This is a genomic window from Oleiphilus sp. HI0132 (assembly GCF_001635845.1).
In genome coordinates, this window is the sequence record NZ_LWGJ01000564.1 from 1 (window position 1) to 237 (window position 237).

Below are 237 nucleotides of genomic sequence, written 5' to 3' on the forward strand. Positions count from 1 at the left end.
GTTTGAGCACCTTAAGCAGAGAGAACGCATCAGTTAAAGAGGTTGGCTCGGGGGTCACCACAACGACAGCAACTTGAGACGCGGCAATAAAATGAAGAACGGTTGGAGAAATACCCGCGGCTGTGTCGACCATCATATAGTCATAATGAGGCTCAATTGCACGAATAGAAGTCACCAGCCTTTGTTGCTGCCCGACATCCAACTCAACACACTGAGCGAAACCCGATGCTCCTGGAA

At 49.8% G+C, this 237-nt stretch carries 1 pseudogene; it reads right to left on the reverse strand.

The features are described 5' to 3' along the window. Positions 1-237: pseudogene (locus A3766_RS30600) on the reverse strand (MinD/ParA family protein); the annotation flags it as partial.